This window comes from Enterobacter hormaechei subsp. hoffmannii, from assembly GCF_001729745.1.
Taxonomy (GTDB): domain Bacteria; phylum Pseudomonadota; class Gammaproteobacteria; order Enterobacterales; family Enterobacteriaceae; genus Enterobacter; species Enterobacter intestinihominis.
In genome coordinates, this window is sequence record NZ_CP017186.1 from 3,910,003 (window position 1) to 3,927,381 (window position 17,379).

Here is a 17,379-nt window from a genome sequence, read left to right on the forward strand (position 1 = left end):
GACCTTATTTAACCTCATGAGAAGGCGAGGAAAGGAGAAACACAAAGCAGCAGCCCGGTAATCACAATAATCACCAGCGATACGCCTTTATATTTATGAAGTGCGGGCACTTTGTAGACCAGCCACGCCGGAATTAAGCAGCCCACCATCCCGAAAATAGGGCTACAGATGGAAGTGAAGCTCAGCACCGGCGCGTTTAACACAATCGCGCTCCAGGCCAGCAGGATGGCGAACAGCATAATCCCGCGCTGGACGGCATTTTCATTGATTTTCTCCGCCGGCATTTTGCGGCGCAGGATGTTCATCACAATGCCCTGCGTCGCCTCACGAAAGCCGAGATAGACGCCAAAGAACGCGGTCATCACAGCGAAAATATTGAGGATTACGCTGACAATTTTGACCCAGCCCGCGCCGTCACCGCTGATAAACTGTGCTGCGATTGCCAGGGCGGAAATATTCTGCTCGTAGGCTTTTACCGCCTCGTCGTGCCCCATCGCCAGGGTGAAGGAGACAGCGTAGAAAAAGACCGTCACAAACAGCACGCCAAAGGCGATATTCATTGCCCGCAGCGCTTTATGCCGCGCCACCTCAACGGATTTTTCCCTTGAACGATAGGAAATCACCATCGGGCTTAATGTCTGAATAAACAGAATGGAGGTTAAGGTGAAAGGCAGCGTAATAATGGCGTTTTTAATCAGCAGCCCCATTGGCGGCAGCATGCCGACGTTGGCTAAATGCCAGAGGCCAATCATCGAAAGCCCCAGCGCCGCCACCACAAATAATTTGGTCAGCACCATCAGGCTGGAGACTTTAAACAGCAGCTTTTCACCGCGCGACGAAATGGCGACCAGAATGCAGATCAGGAATAAGCCGTAGAACGGATTTTCCGACAGCAAACCGTCGGTTACGCCGAAGGTGTGTAAATAGGATGCGCTGTCGTTGGTAATGGCCGTCGAATAGACAAACATCCAGATCACCAGCATCACGAAATAAAGTGCACCCAATAAGATGCCCCAGTTTTTGCCTAAATATCCGCTAATAACGCTCGGATAGTCTTTACATTCCGGTGATTCCGCCAGCGTATTAATAAACAGGCGCTGGAACAGGTACATGGCCGGATAACCAATTATCGACGAGAGTAAAAATACCCATAGCCCCATTAATCCAACCTGCACCGGAAGAAAAACAATGCCCGCGCCGATAGCCATCCCAATACTCATGATGACCCAGCCCGTATCGGTGCTGTCGAATTTAATCGCCTCTCGCCATTCGCTTTCGCTCATTCCCGCCCGCCTTGCCGCAGGGGAATCACTCACAATCACACTGCTGTTTGTTGCCATATTCATTGGGCACTCGCTTATTTTGTAGGGTAACGATTTGTTTTTATAAGGTTCCGATCGCCAGCGATTGCGAGTCAGAGGGTGCAGGTGTGAGTTATTGGTATGGGGAGATCATATCCGGAGCGCGGGAGAAAAAAGTCACAACTTTAATAGGGATTTCCTTAGGCGAGAGGAAAATATTACTTCGGGATAGCAGAAAAGAGAGCGAGTTTTCTAAAATTGACGGTGTTCACAAAATTAAAAGCCTCCTCATCTGAGGAGGCTGAAGATGGGGCCTGTGTTAGATCGCCTGCGTAAACGTCCTCGAAATCACGTCCTGCTGCTGCTCGCGGGTCAGAGCGTTAAACCGCACCGCATAGCCTGAAACGCGGATCGTCAGGTTCGGATAGTTCTCCGGATGGGCGATGGCATCCAGCAGCATCTCCCGGTTCATCACGTTGACGTTCAGGTGCTGCCCGCCCTCAATGGTCGCTTCGTGGTGGAAGTACCCGTCCAGCAGCCCGACAAGGTTGGTTTTGCGCACCAGCTCGTCCTTGCCCAGTGCCTGCGGCACGATGGAGAAGGTGTAGGAGATCCCGTCTTTGGCATAGGTGAACGGCAGCTTGGCGACCGAGGTCAACGACGCCACCGCCCCTTTTCTGTCGCGCCCGTGCATCGGGTTGGCGCCAGGCGCAAACGGTGTACCGCCGCGACGTCCGTCCGGCGTGTTGCCGGTCTTCTGCCCGTAAACCACATTGGAGGTGATGGTCAGGATCGACTGTGTCGGCACGGCGTTGCGGTACGTCGGCAGCGCCTGGATTTTCTTCATAAAGCGCTCAACCAGATCGCAGGCGATACTGTCCACGCGATCGTCGTTGTTGCCGTATTGCGGATAGTCGCCTTCGATGACGAAATCGACCGCCAGACCGGTGTGGTCGCGCACCGGTTTTACCGTGGCGTACTTGATGGCCGACAGGGAATCCGCCGCCACCGACAGCCCGGCAATGCCACAGGCCATGGTGCGGTAAACGTCCCGGTCGTGCAACGCCATCAGCGAGGCTTCGTAGCTGTATTTATCATGCATGTAGTGAATGAGATTCAGCGCACTGATGTACTGCACTGCCAGCCAGTCCATGAAGTGATCGAGGCTCGCCATTACGGTGTCGTAATCCAGTACCTCATCCAGCAGCGGCTCGGTTTTCGGCCCCACCTGGATCTTCAGCTTCTCATCCACCCCGCCGTTAATCGCGTACAGCAGCGTTTTCGCCAGGTTGGCGCGTGCGCCGAAGAACTGCATCTGCTTGCCGATCACCATCGGACTGACGCAGCAGGCAATGGCGTAGTCGTCGCTGTTGAAGTCGGCACGCATCAGATCGTCGTTCTCGTATTGCAGCGAGGAGGTGACGATCGAGACCTGCGCGGCGTATTTCTTGAACGCGATCGGCAGCTGTTCGGACCAGAGGATCGTCAGGTTTGGCTCCGGCGCAGGCCCCATGGTGTGCAGGGTATGCAGATAGCGGAAGCTGTTTTTGGTCACCAGCGTACGGCCATCCAGCCCCATGCCGCCAATCACTTCCGTGGCCCAGATCGGATCGCCGGAGAAGAGCGTGTCGAACTCCGGCGTGCGCAGGAAGCGCACCATGCGGATCTTCATGATGAAGTGGTCGATCAGCTCCTGGGCCTGCACCTCGTTCAGCCTTCCTGCCTGCATGTCGCGTTCAATGTAGATATCGAGGAACGAGGCCGTGCGCCCCAGCGACATCGCCCCGCCGTTCTGGGATTTCACTGCGGCAAGGTAGGCAAAGTAGACCCACTGCACCGCTTCCTGCGCATTCATCGCCGGACGTGAAATATCAAAGCCATAGTTCGCCGCCATCTGCTGGATCTGGAGCAACGCACGTTTATGCTCCGCCAGCTCCTCGCGCAGGCGGATCGTGGCCTCCAGATCGTCTCCGCGCTCCAGTTTCCCCTGGAGATCGGCGAACTGAAGTTCCCGCTCGCGCACCAGATAGCTGATGCCGTACAGCGCCACGCGGCGGTAGTCGCCGATGATGCGTCCACGCCCGTAGCCGTCCGGCAGACCGGTGAGCACGCCGGATTTTCGGCAGCGCATCATCTCCGGGGAATAAACGTCAAATACGCCCTGGTTGTGGGTTTTGCGCAGGTCGGTGAAGAGATATTCAAACTGCGGATCCATCTCGCGACCGTAGGCTTCGAATGAGCTGCGGATCATATTGATTCCGCCGTACGGATGCAGGGCCCGCTTGAGCGGCTTGTCGGTTTGCAGGCCGACGATCGTCTCCAGCTCCTGGTCAATATAGCCCGGCCCGTGCGCGGTAATGGTGGTGGCGATGTTGGTGTCAAAATCCACCGGAGCGTGAGTAGCATTCTCCTGGCGAATGCCGACCATCACCTTCTGCCACAGCGCCGTCGTTGCTGGCGTCGCCTGCGCGAGGAAAGCTTCATCGCCTTCATAAGGGGTGTAGTTATGCTGAATAAAATCGCGCACGTTAACGGCGTTTTTCCATTCTTCACCGCGAAACCCGGCCCATGCGTCGCTGTAAGGCGCGACGCCCGTATCGATTGTTACTTTCATCAGATTCTCGCTTTATCAGGCGTAAGCCGCAGCCGGGGTGACCTTCCCAAGACGGAGGGCATCCAGCGCGATCATTTTTTCTTCATTGGTAGGGATCACCGCGCAGGCCGCGCGGGACGACTCGGTGGAGATCACGCGCTCACCCGCGCTGCCCGGCAGGGCATTTTTGGACTCATCGAGGATGATGCCAAACACCTTCAGGTGCTCCACCACCAGCGCGCGTATGAGCACGGAGTTCTCACCGATCCCGCCGGTAAACACCACGCCATCCAGACGGTGCAGGGATGCGGCATGACCGGCGATATGCCGCGCTATGCGGTGGACAAAGGTCTTTATCGCCAGCCGCGCCCGCTCGTTGCCGTCATGCCAGGCTTTCTCCAGCACGCGCAAATCGGAGGAGATGCCGGAGATCCCCAGCAGCCCGGACTCTTTGTTGACCACGCGCTCCAGATCCTCGAACGACTGGCCGGTCTGCCGGGCAATCCACGCCATCGCGCCAAAATCTACGTCGCCACAGCGCGTGCCCATCACCAGTCCTTCAAGCGGCGTCATCCCCATGGACGTGTCCACGCTTACGCCGTTACGCACCGCGCAAATGGACGCCCCGTTGCCGAGATGGGCAATCACCAGGCCGCTGTCTTCGGCGGAGAGCCCGAGAAGCGCGTGCGCCTGCGCCGCCACGTAGCGGTGAGAGGTGCCGTGGAAGCCGTAGCGGCGCACGCCCAGCTCTTCAAAATAGCGGTACGGCAAGCCGTACAGATACGCCTGCGGCGCCATGGTCTGGTGGAAGCTGGTATCAAATACCGCCACCTGCTGCACGCCGGGGAACAGGCGCCCGGCGGCTTCCACGCCGCTCAGGTTGGCGTAGTTATGCAGCGGCGCCAGCGGGGAGACCTGGCGGATCTGCGTCATCACCTCTTCCGTGATCAGGGTTGACTCGCTGAAGAGATCGCCGCCGTGGGCAATGCGATGGCCAATCAAGGCCACGCTGCCCATCAGGTCGCGCTTCTCCAGCTCCAGGGCGATGGCGGCCAGCGCCCCTTCGTAGTCCTGATGAGCCAGTCTGACTGGCTCACCCCCATTCACGGAAATAAAGGCTTTTTCTGTGTTGATGCCGTCCGCAATGCCCGTCAGCAGGGCATCGCAGCCTGCGGCGTCCAGCACCGAAAACTTAACAGAGGACGATCCGCAGTTAATGACCAGTACTACCGGAAACTCAATCATGGTATGGCTCCGCTCTTCCTGAGCTTTGGTTTAAAACAGTTTGTACACGATGTTCAGAATGGTCAGCAGGCCGACCACGGTGACGAAGATGTTCTCGGTCCGGCCTTTGTATTTCGCCAGCGCCGGTGCTTTGCGGATGGCGTACATCGGCAGCAGGCACAGCAGAGAGGCGATAATTGGCGCGCCCATGGCTTCAATAAGGTCCAGAATGTTCGGGTTGGCATAGGCCACAATCCAGGTGGAGCCCATGATGAAGACCATGCTGATGGTGTTCAGCTTGCCCACGGAGACGTTCTTCTTGTCGCCCTTGTAGCCGAACTTAACGATCAGGCCGTTCAGCCCCTCCAGCGTGCCCAGGTAGTGACCGAAGAAGGATTTAAAGATAGCGACCAGCGCGATGATGGACGCGCCGTACTCCAGCACCGTGGCGAACGTGGATTTACTGCCTGACATCGACGCAAAGTGGTTCGCCAGGTAAGAGAGCACCGGAATGTTCTGCGCTTTGGCGTCCGCCATGTTCTGCGGAGAGAGCGTAAACAGGCAGCTAAAGGCGAAGAACATCACCACCGCCACCATCAGCAGGCTGGCGCGACCGATGATTTTGGAACATTTCTGCTCGGTGAATTCTTTACCAAACTCCGGCTCGTACTCTTCGCGCTTGGAGACCACAAACGAGGAGACGATAGGCGAGAAGTTGAAGGAGAAGACCATGATGGAGATCCCCAGCCACACCGTGACCAGAATGCCGTCATGACCGGTGAAGGCGATATCGCTCAGGTTAACCTGGTCGATCACCGCCGAGTTCCAGTACGGGATCAGCGAGAGAGAAATCAACACCAGGCTGGCGATGAACGGGAACACAAGGTAGCTCATCACTTTCACCATCAGGTCTTTACCGAACCAGATAACAAAAGCCATCAGCAGCAGCAGGAATAGCGCCACCACGCCGCGGTTCAGGGCGGGCATCTGGAGCTGGTTTTCCCAGAAGGTCATAAAGGTGTTGGTAATGGTGACGCCGTAAATCCACAGCAGCGGGCAAATGGCAAAGAAGTAGAGGAAGGTGATCACCACCCCGCCGGTCTTACCAAAATGCTCCTCCACCGTTTCGGTGATGTTGCCGGAGACGTTACTGCCGGACAAACACAGACGCGCCAGCGCGCGGTGGCAGTAAAAGGCAATCGGGAACGCGAGTACCAGCATCAGCAGGATAGGGATCAGGCCGCCAAAGCCTGCACGGATGGGGAAGAACAGCACGCCTGCGCCAATGGCGGTACCAAACAGGCCGAGCGTCCAGGTGGTATCCGATTTACGCCAGGTGGACGTTTTAGTCTGGCCAACGATAATGCTTTCTGTGTTGCTCATAAGTCATCCTTTATGCGTCAACGAAGCCGGTAATTTGGGAAACACGGGAGAGATCAATATTGCCACCGGAAATAATGCAGACGGTTTTACGGCCCTGAATATAGTGGTCCAGCTTGCCGCTTAATAACGCCGCGCACGCCAGCGCGCCAGCACCTTCCGTAACCACTTTATTTCGCTGAATAAGCGCGATCATGCTGTTGCGAATCTCGTCTTCGCTGACCAGCACAATGTCGTCAACCAGTTCACGAACGATTTCGAAGGTTAAATTACCCGGGCGAGACACATCGCAACCGTCTGCTAATGTGCCGGTAATGCGGTGGTTCGTTATTTCTCCGGCCTGATACGATGCCGCCATTCCGTGCACATTTTCAGACTGCACTCCGATAATATTGATAGTTGGGTTGATGGATTTAATTGCTGTCGCAATACCGGCAATTAAACCGCCGCCGCCGATGGGGACAATCACGTTATCCACGTCATATAAATCTTCGAGGATTTCCAGGCCGATGGTGCCCTGGCCGGCAATGACTTTCGGATCGTCGTAAGGCGGGATAAAAATGCGCCCTTCCATCTCGACGATTTCGCTCACTTTGGCGATAGTGTCGTTAAAGTTCTCGCCGTGCAGCACTACTTCGGCGGAGTAGTCGCGCGTGGCGGCCACCTTGGATTTCGGCGCGCCCATAGGCATTACCACTTTGCCGTCGATGCCGAGCATGGCGCAGGAGAGCGACACCCCCTGCGCGTGGTTCCCTGCGGAACAGGCAACCACGCCCTTGCGTTTTTCCGCATCGGTCAGCGAGCTTAATTTATTAAACGCCCCACGTATTTTAAACGAACCGGTACGCTGCATATTTTCAAATTTCAGGAATATCTCACCCTTACACCGTTCGCTCAGATAATTTGAGCGCGGCATACCGGTTTTATAGATCTTTCCCGCCAGTCTTTTTCTGGCGTCCTGAATATCGTCAATGGTCACCGGGAGATCGTAAGTAATGTGCATAATATCCTCGTTATAATAATTCATTATTTTCAGGCAAAGTCAGGGTATCAGAGCGTTAAAAAGCGTCGCTCCGGGTGTTTTAAATCATCATTATTTCTATCGTCGTTTTTCGATATTCATCGACGAATATTGTTTTGCCAGTTCAACTAATACTGACGCCGATTTTTTAATACTGTAATTTTTTGACCACACGGCGGCATAACGCGCCACGGGTAATGCATCTTCCACCGGCAGGACAATAAACTGGTCCGAGCCGAATGGCGCAATCATGTCACGGGGGATCACCGTCAGGTAATCGGCATTGAGAACAAGGTTATAGATGGTGACGACGGAATCGGTCTGGACGATGTTTTCAATGCTGATGTGGTTATCTTGCAGGGTGGTCAGGAGTTCGTTGTAGTAGCCCATATCGGTTTGCGGCATCACCCACTGCTCGTGCGTGAGCGACGCCAGTCTGGTCGGGCCGGTGCACGTTCGTGATTTACTCGCCACCAGCACAAACTCAGATTCAAAGAGTGGCTCAACGTGAAGATCCTGGAGCAACATCCCGTCGCTCAGCGTGCCGATGGCGAAATCCAGCCGGCCATCGCGAATGGCGGGCAGGAATGAAGAGAGCTGCGCTTCATACATTGAGACGCGCGCCTTCGGGAACACTTCCTTGAATTTTTTGATCATCCCGGACAGGAAGGTGAAGCCAATCAGCGACGGATAGCCAAAAGAGACGTCCATGACGGTACTGAAACTGAGGCTGTTGATCTCGCTCACCATGTTTTTCATTTCGCGGGTGATCGACTCAGCGTAGGACAGCAGCACCTGACCGGCGGCAGTGAGTTTTACGCCGGTGTTTTTACGCACCATCACTTCCACCCCAAAGTAAGATTCGATGTCGCTGATGATTTTGCTGACGGCAGGTTGCGTCAGCCCCAGTTGTCTTGCAGCAGAACCTATAGAGCCACTTTTGATGACTTCCTGAAATACCACGAGGTGCTGTGTTTTCGGTAGAATAATAGTATTCATAATATTCTGCGCTTATTTCCATATGACGCAGCGGATTCTACCCAATATTGTTTCAGGGGGTATGTGCTGTTACTCACAATTTGCCAGGATGCCCTTTTTACAACCACATTTAAAATCGATTTATAATCTTATTATTCAATCAGTTAGATAGCTAAAAATACGCAATTACGCTGATATTGATCAACAAAATCCGCGGTAATAAATTTATTTTATGGCAATAACCAGCATGAATTTTTTTGCCTTAACAATATTAATAAAGACTATCTTTCAGGCAATTAAAGGTTAATAAACCATCATTATTCTTTTAAAACATTTTTGTGGTTTATCAACTTTATCAGGAATATTTTCTCAGCTTCCGGTTAAAGAGTGGGATATATCACACATTCACCAGAAGAATGTTTTTAGATTCAATATTAAATTATCAAATGAATAACATTCAGCATCACTGAGTCAACATTCACAACATCTGTTCAACACTAAAATTTTCTAATTTTATAGCGTTAAATTTTGTGATTACGATCATGCGCAGCAGATGAAAGGAACGCATAATCGGTAAAGCAGTGAAATGTGCTTGGCGTCGCAAAATTGAGAATTGATGTCGTTTGGCGCTTCGCTTACCCGGCCTGCAACCTTCAGAAAACAAAAACCCCGCCGAAGCGGGGTTTCGTAAGAAGTTGAAGCTGACCGATAAGCCGGGTTCTGTCGTGGACAGTCATTCATCTAGGCCAGCAATCGCTCACTGGCTCAAGCAGCCTACCCGGGTTCAGTACGGGCCGTACCATGTGAACCCCTATTTGGCCTTGCTCCGGGTGGAGTTTACCGTGCCACGGACTGTTACCAGCCGCGCGGTGCGCTCTTACCGCACCCTTTCACCCTTACCTGATCCCGCTTGCGCGGGCCATCGGCGGTTTGCTCTCTGTTGCACTGGTCGTGGGTTTCCCCCCCAGGCGTTACCTGGCACCCTGCCCTGTGGAGCCCGGACTTTCCTCCCCTCCGCCCGTCTCCCCCGAAAGGGACGACGACGAAGCGGCGACTGTCTGGTCAGCTTCGGCGCGCAGTATAGAGGGTTTGCGCGCCGCTGTCACCCCTGGCTACGCATGCCTACCTGCAATGTGGCCGCGATATTCCGCGAGGCGCGGTAAATGTTGTCATATGCTCCCTGGAACGCCTCTTCCAGTGAACCGATGCGGGTCAGTACGCTGAACACCGCGTCGATGCCGTACTGATGCACCACACCCACATCCTGCGTCAGACTTCCGGCAATCCCGATCACCGGCTTATGGTATTTTTTGGCGACGCTCGCCACGCCGACGGGCACTTTGCCATTAATGCTCTGGCTGTCGATGCGCCCTTCCCCGGTCAGCACCCACGTGCAATCGTGAATATGTTCTTCAAGATTGAGCGCCTGAGTGACAATCTCGATGCCGCTTTTCAGCTCAGCGCCCAGGAAGGCCATCAGCGCCGCGCCCATGCCGCCCGCGGCGCCAGCCCCCGGAACCCGGTTGACGTCAATGCGCAGTGATTTTTTGATCACCCCGGCGTAGTGGCTAAGATTGGCGTCGAGTTCGAGGATCATCTCCTCCGTGGCGCCTTTTTGCGGGCCAAAGATACGCGACGCGCCGCTTTCACCGACCAGCGGATTCGTCACGTCACAGGCGACGCGGATTGCGCACCCCTGAAGACGCGGATCAAGATCAGAAATATCAATACGGTTCAGCGCCATCAGGCTGCCGCCGCCGTAGCCGATCTCCGTCCCGTTCGCATCCGTAAACCTCGCGCCCAGCGCCTGCATCATACCCGCGCCCCCATCGTTGGTTGCGCTCCCGCCGATACCTATAATGATGTTGCGCGCGCCTTTATCCAGCGCGCGGAGGATCAGCTCCCCCGTCCCGCGCGACGTCGTGACCAGCGGGTTACGCTGCGCGGGAGGAACAAGTACCAGGCCGCTGGCGGCGGCCATCTCGATAAACGCGGTGGTACCGTCGCCCGAGATCCCCCAGCTGGCCTTCACCTTTTCCCCTAACGGGCCGGTGACGACAGCCTGCTGCCAGGTGCCCTGCGTCGCGGCGATCATCGCTTCAACCGTACCTTCTCCGCCGTCAGCAACGGGAACAGACACGTAATGAGCGTCGGGGAAAATTTCCCGAAATCCTTTTTCTATCGCCTGCGCCACCTCAGTGGCAGACAGGCTTTCTTTATAAGAGTCTGGCGCGATTACGATTTTCATAGTTGTATGCCTGAGCCGTAGGCCCGGTAAGCGTAACGCCACCGGGCGGGACGTCATTAGCGAGCAATTTCAACCTTCGCCAGCTTTTCGTAATAGCACGCTAACGCGCTGTGATCGGCGGTGCCCAGACCGTCCGCACGCAGCGCCTGCATCATCTCCATGACGGCGGCAGTCAGCGGCAACTGTGCGCCCACGCCGTGGGAGGTATCCAGCGCATTCGCCAGATCCTTAATGTGCAGATCGATGCGGAAGCCCGGCCTGAAGTTACGATCCATCACCATCGGCGCCTTGGCATCCAGCACGGTGCTGCCCGCCAGACCACCGCGAATGGCCTGATAGACCAGATCCGGATTAACGCCCGCTTTGGTGGCCAGCGTCAGCGCTTCGGACATGGCCGCGATGTTTAACGCCACAATCACCTGGTTTGCCAGCTTGGTGACGTTGCCTGCGCCAATTTCACCGGTGTGCACCACGGAGCCAGCCATGGCTTTCATCAGGTCGTAGTATTTGTCAAACACGGCTTTATCGCCCCCCACCATCACCGACAAGGTGCCGTCGATGGCTTTCGGTTCGCCGCCGCTGACCGGCGCATCCAGCATCTCCACGCCTTTCGCTTTCAGCGCCTCGCTAATTTCGCGGCTCGCCAGCGGTGCGATAGAACTCATGTCGATCACCACCAGGCCCGGCTTCGCGCCGTCGATAATGCCGTTCTCACCCAGCGCCACCTCTTTCACGTGCGGGGAGTTTGGCAGCATGGTGATAATGACATCGCACTGCTCGGCGAGCGCTTTTGCAGTTGTCGCCGTTTCTGCGCCAGCCGCAATCACTTCTGACACCGCGTCTGAATTACGATCTAAAACCACCAGTGAGTAACCTGCTTTGATGAGGTTTTTGCTCATTGGTTTGCCCATGATACCCAGGCCAATAAAACCCACTTTCAGCGTCATAATCTGTTTCCTCAATGATGGTTATTTTTTAAAAGCGTCTGCTAATTTCTGCGTGGCGGCGCGGAATACGCCGAGGTCGCTGCCGACGGCGACAAACGTTGCGCCCCACTCCAGGTAGCGGCGGGCATCGGCTTCCACCGGCGCCAGAATGCCGCACGGTTTACCGTGCGCTTTGGCACGGGCAAAAATGTGCTGGATTGCCCGCTGCACGTCCGGGTGGCTGGCGTTGCCCAGATGACCAAAGGCGGCCGCCAGATCGCTCGGGCCGACGAAAATACCGTCGACACCTTCGGTCGCGGCAATGGCGTCGACGTTATCGACCCCCTGCTGGCTCTCGATCTGAACCAGAATGGTGATGTTCTTGTTGGACTGGGCGAAATAGTCCGGCACGGTGCCAAACATGTTGGCGCGGTGCGAGACAGACACGCCGCGGATCCCTTCCGGCGGATAGCGGGTGGCAGCTACGGCCAGCACCGCTTCTTCTTCCGTTTCAACAAACGGGATCAGGAAGTTGTAGAAGCCGATATCCAGCAGACGCTTGATGATCACCGGCTCGTTGGTAGGTACACGCACCACCGGCGCGCTGTGGCTGCCTTTCAGCGCCATCAGCTGCGGAATAAACGTGTTGATATCGTTTGGCGCATGTTCGCCGTCCAGCACCAGCCAGTCGAATCCGGCCAGGCCCAGCACTTCGGTGCTGATGGGGTTGGCCAGCGCAGACCAGCAGCCAATCTGAATCTGATGCGCCGCAAGGGCCGCTTTAAATTTATTCGGGAAGATGTCGTTACTCATTACGTATACCTTTTTTAATTCCGCAGTTTTAGCCAGTAGCTTTTCTTATTTATTCCGACTCAGCGTCAGCGTTATATTTATTTACTGACTGAATTTTGGCGTTATAAAATCGTCATTCAGTATAATCGTCACCACCCGGCAGCACATTGTCTCAATGCTCAATTATCCAACGGGGTTAGCACGCTATTTTGAGCATTTGCCCAATGCAGTGGGCGCTGATGCACAGAATCAACGATTAGTGTGTCGGGAGCGATCGCGATCACATTCTCACTTTTCCTCTCCTGACATTCTTTATTTCCTCAATAAGAAACGATTAACCATCTGGCTATATTTAGTATCAGATATTTTGCTGGAGATGAGTGAACAATGGCCGATATTGAAATTCGACAGGCGTCGCCGACGGCGTTCTATATAAAAGTGCACGATACCGATAACGTGGCGATTATTGTCAACGACAATGGCTTAAAAGCGGGTACCCGGTTCCCGGACGGGCTGGAGCTGATTGAGCACATTCCGCAGGGGCATAAAGTCGCACTGGTCGATATCCCGGCGCAGGGCGAAATCGTGCGCTACGGCGAAGTCATCGGCTATGCGGTGCGCGCTATCCCGCAGGGTAGCTGGATTGAGGAGTCGCTGGTTGAGCTGCCCACCGCCCCGCCGCTGGAGACGTTGCCGCTGGCTACCCGCGTCCCTGAGCCGTTACCTCCGCTGGAGGGTTATACCTTCGAAGGTTACCGCAACGCGGATGGCAGCGTGGGAACCAAAAACTTGCTTGGCATCACCACCAGCGTGCATTGCGTGGCGGGTGTCGTGGATTACGTGGTGAAAATTATTGAGCGCGATCTGCTGCCGAAATACCCCAACGTTGACGGCGTGGTGGGTCTTAACCACCTGTACGGCTGCGGCGTGGCGATCAACGCGCCCGCAGCGGTCGTGCCGATCCGCACGATCCACAATATCGCCCTTAACCCGAACTTTGGCGGCGAGGTGATGGTGATTGGCCTCGGCTGTGAAAAATTGCAGCCAGAACGCCTGTTGCAGGGTACTGAGGATGTGAAAGCCATTCCGGTTGACGAGGCCAGTATTGTGCGTCTTCAGGATGAACACCATGTCGGCTTCAGATCGATGGTCGACGACATTTTACAGGTGGCAGAGCGCCATCTGGAGAAGCTGAACAAACGTCAGCGTGAAACCTGCCCGGCCTCTGAACTGGTGGTTGGGACACAGTGTGGCGGCAGCGATGCGTTTTCCGGCGTCACCGCTAACCCGGCGGTAGGTTATGCCTCCGATCTGTTCGTGCGCTGCGGCGCCACGGTGATGTTCTCTGAAGTCACCGAGGTGCGTGATGCTATCCACCTGCTCACGCCGCGCGCCGTTAACGAAGAGGTGGGCAAACGCCTGCTGGAGGAGATGGCCTGGTACGATAACTATCTCGACATGGGCAAAACCGACCGCAGCGCCAACCCGTCGCCGGGTAACAAGAAAGGCGGCCTGGCGAACGTGGTGGAAAAGGCCCTCGGGTCGATTGCCAAATCCGGCCAGAGCGCGATTGTGGAAGTGCTCTCACCTGGCCAGCGACCAACCAAACGCGGTCTGATCTACGCGGCAACGCCTGCCAGTGATTTCGTGTGCGGCACCCAGCAGGTAGCATCCGGCATTACGGTACAGGTCTTTACCACCGGACGCGGCACGCCGTACGGCCTGATGGCGGTACCGGTGATCAAAATGGCGACCCGCACCGAGCTGGCAAACCGCTGGTATGACTTAATGGATATCAACGCGGGCACCATCGCCACCGGGGAAGAGAGTATTGAAGAGGTGGGCTGGAAGCTGTTCCACTTCATTCTGGATGTGGCAAGCGGACGGAAGAAAACCTTCTCCGATCAATGGGGATTGCATAACTCGCTGGCGGTGTTTAACCCGGCACCGGTGACGTGATGGCCCCTCACCCTGCCCTCTCCCCACCGGGGAGAGGGTAAAAAAACCGCACCGAGCAGTCCCCTCTCCCCTATGGGGAGAGGGTTAGGGTGAGGGGAAAAGCCTCTTTAGACCAGCACCACATCGATCCCGCTTTTGCGTAACCCTTCCAGGCTTTCCGCCGGAATACCTTCATCAACGATAATCATGTCGATCCGCTGAGTATCAATGATTTTATGCAGGCTTGAACGGTTAAACTTGCTGGAATCAGTGACAACGATAATACGCTCCGCCACCTCGCACATTTTCCGGTTCAGACGGGCTTCATCCTCGTTGTGCGTACTCACCCCCCGATCGAGATCGATGGCATCGACGCCCAGGAACAGCAGGTCAAAATGGTAATTCTGTAAGGACTGCTCCGCCTGGTCACCATAGAAGGACTGCGACTGACGGCGCAAGTGCCCGCCGGTCATCAGCAGCTCCACTCCCTCCGCTTCCAGCAGCGCGTTTGCCACGTTCATCCCGTTGGTCATGGCAATGACATCGGTATGCTGGCGCAGCATGCGGGCAATTTCAAAGGTTGTGGTGCCGGAGTCCAGAATAATGCGATGACCCGGCTTCACCAGTTCAGCCGCCGCCTGCGCGATGCTGCGCTTCACAGCCGTATTAAGGGAACTTTTGTCCTCAACGGACGGCTCCACGCCGGGGGCATTGCCTTCGCAAATCAGCGCGCCGCCGTAAGCGCGAACGGCAATCCCCTGCTTTTCCAGAAAGGCCAGATCGTTACGGATCGTCACCGTCGACACGCCGTATAAAAGAGAAAGATCGTTAACCTGCACGCTTCCCTGCGCCCGCAACCGCTGAATGATCTGCTCTCGCCTTTCACTGGTGCCGGTGATGCGCTTCTCTGCGGATGAATCGGTGCTGCTCATACGAGCTCCTTAGTAAATAAACTTTCGTTTCATTTCGTTTTGCTTATTAACGCCTTTCTTTTGAGGGAATGCAAGCCCTGTATGGTGAGCAGACGCAAGCTTAACCGCCGCTGAAACCTTTCATTATGTTTCTTTTGTGAAACAGATCGGAAAACTATTATCTTTCGTTTTATTTTTACCCCACCATAATGCAGTATCAAATGAAACAAAACGAAAGATGAATACCAACACCATCCGAAATGGAGAGGAAAGTGAAACATCTGACAGAAATGGTGGAACAACATAAACGGGGGAATACAAACGGGATTTACGCCGTCTGTTCCGCACATCCATTGGTACTTGAAGCTGCAATTCGTTACGCCCATTCACAACAGACGCCTCTGCTGATTGAAGCCACCTCAAACCAGGTGGATCAGTTTGGCGGCTATACCGGTATGACGCCCGCCGATTTTTATGGGTTTGTCTGCAATCTGGCGGGATCCCTCGGTTTCCCCACCTCACAGCTGATCCTTGGCGGCGATCATTTAGGTCCAAACCGCTGGCAAAACCTGCCAGCTTTGCAGGCGATGGCGAACGCCGACGATCTGATCAGAAGCTACGTGGCGGCCGGATTTAAAAAAATTCACCTCGATTGCAGCATGTCCTGCGAAGACGATCCGGTTCCTTTAACCGATGCAATCGTTGCCGGGCGTGCCGCTCGGCTGGCTAAAATTGCCGAAACCACCTGTCTCGAGCAATTTGGCGTAGCGGATCTGGTCTACGTTATCGGCACGGAAGTTCCGGTTCCCGGTGGGGCACACGAAACGCTGACCGAGCTTGAGGTCACCACACCAGAGGCGGCACGTGCCACGCTTGAGGCACACCGCCACGCATTCGAGAAGGAAGGGTTAAGCGACATCTGGCCGCGCATTATTGGCCTGGTGGTTCAGCCTGGCGTTGAGTTTGACCATGCGCACGTTTGTGACTATCAACCGCATAAAGCCGTCGCACTGAGCAAGATGGTTGAAGCCTACGACACGCTCGTATTTGAAGCACACTCTACCGATTACCAGACGCCGCAGGCGCTGCGCCAGTTGGTGAAAGATCACTTCGCCATTCTGAAAGTCGGCCCTGCGCTAACCTTCGCGCTGCGCGAAGCGCTGTTCTCACTGGCTGCAATTGAAGAAGAGCTTTTACCGGCAAAAGCCTGCTCAGGACTGCGTCACGTCCTGGAAAACGTGATGCTCGATCGCCCGGAATACTGGCAAAGCCACTATCACGGCGACGGCAATGCCCGTCGCCTGGCCCGCGGTTACAGCTATTCCGACCGCGTGCGCTATTACTGGCCAGACAGCCAGATTGACGAGGCTTTTGAGCGACTGGTACGCAACCTGGCGGATGAACCGATCCCGCTGCCGCTGATCAGCCAGTATCTGCCGTTGCAGTACAGCAAAGTTCGCGAGGGTGCTCTCAGGTCCATACCACGGGAGCTCATTCTCGACCACATTCAGGACATACTCCAGCAGTACCATGCCGCCTGCGAAGGCGTAACGACTCAACACGCATAATTAAAAAGAGGAAAACGCTATGCCAAACATTGTCTTATGCCGCATTGATGAACGCCTTATCCACGGTCAGGTGGGCGTACAGTGGGTGGGGTTTGCGGGGGCGAACCTGGTGCTGGTGGCAAATGACGAGGTTGCAGACGATCCGGTTCAGCAAAACCTGATGGAGATGGTGCTTGCGGAAGGCATCGCCGTGCGTTTCTGGTCCCTGCAAAAAGTGATCGACAACATTCATCGCGCCGCCGATCGGCAGAAAATTCTGCTGGTCTGTAAAACACCGGCTGATTTTTTAACGCTGGTCGAGGGCGGCGTGCCCATCACCCGTATCAACGTCGGAAATATGCATTACGCCAGTGGCAAACAGCAAATTGCCAAAACGGTATCTGTAGACGCGAACGATATCGCCGCGTTTAACGGCCTGAAGGCGGCCGGAGTGGAATGCTTCGTTCAGGGCGTTCCAACAGAGACTGCTTTGGATCTCTTTAAACTGCTCTGAGGGATT

Annotated in this window: 13 protein-coding genes and 1 other RNA gene; 3 read left to right on the forward strand and 11 right to left on the reverse strand. The window is 55.3% G+C overall.

What is annotated here, in order from left to right:
• Positions 1–14: 14 nt before the first annotated feature.
• The 10 genes from BFV65_RS18405 to garL form a co-directional block, all read right to left on the reverse strand.
• Positions 15–1,346, reverse strand: a complete 1,332-nt coding sequence (locus tag BFV65_RS18405; protein ID WP_022649483.1) for an SLC5/6 family protein — start codon at positions 1,344–1,346, stop codon at positions 15–17.
• Between the two features lie 274 nt (positions 1,347–1,620).
• On the reverse strand, positions 1,621–3,915 hold the full coding sequence (pflB, locus tag BFV65_RS18410) for a formate C-acetyltransferase (RefSeq protein ID WP_032626378.1): 2,295 nt from the start codon (positions 3,913–3,915) through the stop codon (positions 1,621–1,623).
• A 15-nt stretch (positions 3,916–3,930) separates the two neighbouring features.
• Positions 3,931–5,139, reverse strand: coding sequence for a propionate kinase (gene tdcD / locus BFV65_RS18415; RefSeq protein ID WP_069596978.1), 1,209 nt, complete (start codon positions 5,137–5,139; stop codon positions 3,931–3,933).
• A gap of 30 nt (positions 5,140–5,169) precedes the next feature.
• Positions 5,170–6,501: a threonine/serine transporter TdcC gene (gene tdcC, locus BFV65_RS18420; protein WP_023307044.1), complete on the reverse strand. Its 1,332-nt coding sequence runs from the start codon at positions 6,499–6,501 to the stop codon at positions 5,170–5,172.
• A 10-nt stretch (positions 6,502–6,511) separates the two neighbouring features.
• Entirely contained in the window at positions 6,512–7,501 is a 990-nt protein-coding gene (gene tdcB / locus BFV65_RS18425) for a bifunctional threonine ammonia-lyase/L-serine ammonia-lyase TdcB (protein WP_063146547.1), read from the reverse strand.
• A gap of 96 nt (positions 7,502–7,597) precedes the next feature.
• Positions 7,598–8,518, reverse strand: a complete 921-nt coding sequence (tdcA, locus tag BFV65_RS18430; RefSeq protein ID WP_023298702.1) for a transcriptional regulator TdcA — start codon at positions 8,516–8,518, stop codon at positions 7,598–7,600.
• A 672-nt stretch (positions 8,519–9,190) separates the two neighbouring features.
• Positions 9,191–9,567: RNase P RNA component class A (rnpB, locus tag BFV65_RS18435), an RNA gene on the reverse strand.
• A gap of 32 nt (positions 9,568–9,599) precedes the next feature.
• Positions 9,600–10,745, reverse strand: a complete 1,146-nt coding sequence (gene garK / locus BFV65_RS18440; RefSeq protein WP_069596979.1) for a glycerate 2-kinase — start codon at positions 10,743–10,745, stop codon at positions 9,600–9,602.
• A 56-nt stretch (positions 10,746–10,801) separates the two neighbouring features.
• Positions 10,802–11,692: a 2-hydroxy-3-oxopropionate reductase gene (gene garR / locus BFV65_RS18445; RefSeq protein ID WP_069596980.1), complete on the reverse strand. Its 891-nt coding sequence runs from the start codon at positions 11,690–11,692 to the stop codon at positions 10,802–10,804.
• A 21-nt stretch (positions 11,693–11,713) separates the two neighbouring features.
• Positions 11,714–12,484, reverse strand: coding sequence for a 2-dehydro-3-deoxyglucarate aldolase (gene garL, locus BFV65_RS18450; RefSeq protein WP_003862676.1), 771 nt, complete (start codon positions 12,482–12,484; stop codon positions 11,714–11,716).
• Positions 12,485–12,850: 366 nt separating this feature from the next.
• On the opposite strand from garL, the gene garD reads away from it, so the two are divergent.
• Entirely contained in the window at positions 12,851–14,422 is a 1,572-nt protein-coding gene (gene garD, locus BFV65_RS18455; RefSeq protein ID WP_023307046.1) for a galactarate dehydratase, read from the forward strand.
• A gap of 107 nt (positions 14,423–14,529) precedes the next feature.
• Here garD and BFV65_RS18460 read toward each other — a convergent pair whose 3' ends face one another.
• Positions 14,530–15,333 (reverse strand): DeoR family transcriptional regulator, encoded by an 804-nt coding sequence (locus BFV65_RS18460; protein WP_015571958.1) that lies wholly within the window; start codon positions 15,331–15,333, stop codon positions 14,530–14,532.
• Positions 15,334–15,572: 239 nt separating this feature from the next.
• Here BFV65_RS18460 and kbaZ point away from each other — a divergent pair, with 239 nt between their 5' ends.
• Entirely contained in the window at positions 15,573–16,880 is a 1,308-nt protein-coding gene (kbaZ, locus tag BFV65_RS18465) for a tagatose-bisphosphate aldolase subunit KbaZ (protein WP_069596981.1), read from the forward strand.
• 19 nt (positions 16,881–16,899) lie between these two features.
• A complete protein-coding gene (agaV, locus tag BFV65_RS18470) occupies positions 16,900–17,373 on the forward strand; it encodes a PTS N-acetylgalactosamine transporter subunit IIB (protein WP_003861728.1) in 474 nt (157 codons plus the stop codon).
• Positions 17,374–17,379: the final 6 nt, after the last annotated feature.

Coding starts and splice junctions, on each gene's coding strand:
- garD (WP_023307046.1), top strand. CDS start 12,851: ATGGCCGATATTGAAATTCGACAGGCGTCGCCGACGGCGTTCTATATA.
- agaV (WP_003861728.1), top strand. CDS start 16,900: ATGCCAAACATTGTCTTATGCCGCATTGATGAACGCCTTATCCACGGT.
- tdcA (WP_023298702.1), bottom strand. CDS start 8,518: ATGAATACTATTATTCTACCGAAAACACAGCACCTCGTGGTATTTCAG.
- pflB (WP_032626378.1), bottom strand. CDS start 3,915: ATGAAAGTAACAATCGATACGGGCGTCGCGCCTTACAGCGACGCATGG.
- BFV65_RS18405 (WP_022649483.1), bottom strand. CDS start 1,346: ATGAATATGGCAACAAACAGCAGTGTGATTGTGAGTGATTCCCCTGCG.
- tdcC (WP_023307044.1), bottom strand. CDS start 6,501: ATGAGCAACACAGAAAGCATTATCGTTGGCCAGACTAAAACGTCCACC.
- BFV65_RS18460 (WP_015571958.1), bottom strand. CDS start 15,333: ATGAGCAGCACCGATTCATCCGCAGAGAAGCGCATCACCGGCACCAGT.
- tdcD (WP_069596978.1), bottom strand. CDS start 5,139: ATGATTGAGTTTCCGGTAGTACTGGTCATTAACTGCGGATCGTCCTCT.
- garL (WP_003862676.1), bottom strand. CDS start 12,484: ATGAGTAACGACATCTTCCCGAATAAATTTAAAGCGGCCCTTGCGGCG.
- tdcB (WP_063146547.1), bottom strand. CDS start 7,501: ATGCACATTACTTACGATCTCCCGGTGACCATTGACGATATTCAGGAC.
- garK (WP_069596979.1), bottom strand. CDS start 10,745: ATGAAAATCGTAATCGCGCCAGACTCTTATAAAGAAAGCCTGTCTGCC.
- garR (WP_069596980.1), bottom strand. CDS start 11,692: ATGACGCTGAAAGTGGGTTTTATTGGCCTGGGTATCATGGGCAAACCA.
- kbaZ (WP_069596981.1), top strand. CDS start 15,573: ATGGAGAGGAAAGTGAAACATCTGACAGAAATGGTGGAACAACATAAA.